Annotated in this window: 1 protein-coding gene; it reads right to left on the minus strand. The window is 42.4% G+C overall.

All coding sequences use genetic code 11. The features are described 5' to 3' along the window. Positions 1-202: 202 nt before the first annotated feature. Positions 203-613 (minus strand): hypothetical protein, encoded by a 411-nt coding sequence (locus tag LHL20_RS20850; RefSeq protein WP_226434677.1) that lies wholly within the window; start codon positions 611-613, stop codon positions 203-205. Positions 614-1635 lie beyond the last annotated feature (1022 nt).

Consider the following 1635-nt stretch of genomic DNA (forward strand, 5'->3'; position numbering starts at 1 on the left):
GCTCATTTAATATGAGTGAGGAACACAGCTAATTATGGGCTGAAAGAGTGTCAGGGAAGCGCTCGTTCAGGGTTGACAAAGGGAGTCATACCAACGCCCAAATAAGGGGCGCAGACACGTGGGCGAAAATGGCGAAGCCGCCCACGTGTTTGTGTCCCAGTGCGCCCTGGCGCACGACTTAATTTGATTGTTAGGTGCGTTTTTAAAATAACCGTTTTTCAATTTCTTCTATTTCCATTTGTAGAGCTGCATCGTCAATTTGCAGAGCAGCGTCCTTTGCTATTGTAGAGTATGTTAATGCTCGTTCGTTGTCATTTTGAGCCAAGTATAATTCTGAGATTTCTATGGCAACTGATGCAATATATTCGACCTGACTGTTTTGTTGAGCGAGATTTAATGCTTTTAAATATGCTGATAGCCGCTCGTCACTATCCCTTGTGAAGTCCGCAAGAGTCTCCCACTGAAACGGATGATCCAACACTGTATTTTCGTGAGTTTCACAAATGTCTCTAAGTTTATTATGGGCTTCCCAATAAACTTTTGTTGAGGACTCGTTTGTGATTGTTAAAGCGAGTTCTAATACCTGTTCATGGAAAAGTGGTTTGAATTCCATTGAAGCACCTAACTTTTAAATAAGGGGCGCAGACGCGTGGGCTAAAATGCGAAGCAGCCCACGTGTATGCGTCCCAGCCTGCGCCAGCAGGCGACTTAATTTTTTTGTTATACACAAACCGTTTGTTAACTGCCAGCATGTTGAAGAAAATAGGGTAAAAGTACTGAACAAAACAACCAGTGTTTTAAACTTTTACTTGCTGCCAAAGAAGAGGGCGGCTTGAGTTGAAAGCAGAACTTTTAAGTTACCTTTGATGCTAACCAAAGACTAAAACGAACCCCTAAAGCCGTTGTAAAAAAAACGCTGAACTTTGGTCTGATTATTACTAAATAATGGGTGGTGTATAACTTTTAAATAAGGGGCGCAGGCGCGTGGGCTATAATGCGAAGCAGCCCACGTGAATGCGTCCCAGCCTGCGCCAGCAGGCGACTTAATTTTTTTGTTATACACAAACCGTTTCTTAACTGCCAGTATGTTGAAGAAAATAGGGTAAAAGTACTGAATAAAACAACCAACGTTTTTAGCTTTTACTTGCTGCCAAAGAAGAGAGCTGCTTGAGTTGAAAAGCGTTGCTTTCAAGTTACCTTTATACCGACCGAAAACTAAAACGAACCCCCAAAGCCGTTGTAAAAAAGCGCTGAGCTTTGGCTTGGTTTTTACTAAAAAATGGGTGGTGTATAACTTTTAAATAAGGGGCGCAGGCGCGTGGGCTACAATGCGAAGCAGCCCACGTGTATGCGTCCCAGCCTGCGCTAGCAGGCGACTTAATTTTTTTGTTATACACAAACCGTTTGTTAACTGCCAGCGTGTTGAAGAAAATAGGGTAAAAGTAACGAACAAAACAACTAGAGATTTTGACTTTAGCAAGCTGCCAGAAAAGAGGGCGGCTTGAGTTGAAAAGCGGTGTTTTCAAGCTTTCTTCAATGCTGACCGAAAACTAAAACGAACCCCCAAAGCTGTTGTAAAAAAGAGCTGCACTTTGGCCTGATTTTTACTAAAAAATGGGTGGTGTATAACTTTTA

Origin of the sequence: Alteromonas sp. McT4-15 (assembly GCF_020515205.1) — a bacterium.
Taxonomy (GTDB): Bacteria; Pseudomonadota; Gammaproteobacteria; order Enterobacterales; family Alteromonadaceae; genus Alteromonas.

What these genes read in the sequence shown, in the direction of transcription:
- LHL20_RS20850 (WP_226434677.1), bottom strand. Translation starts at nt 613, where the DNA reads ATGGAATTCAAACCACTTTTCCATGAACAGGTATTAGAACTCGCTTTA.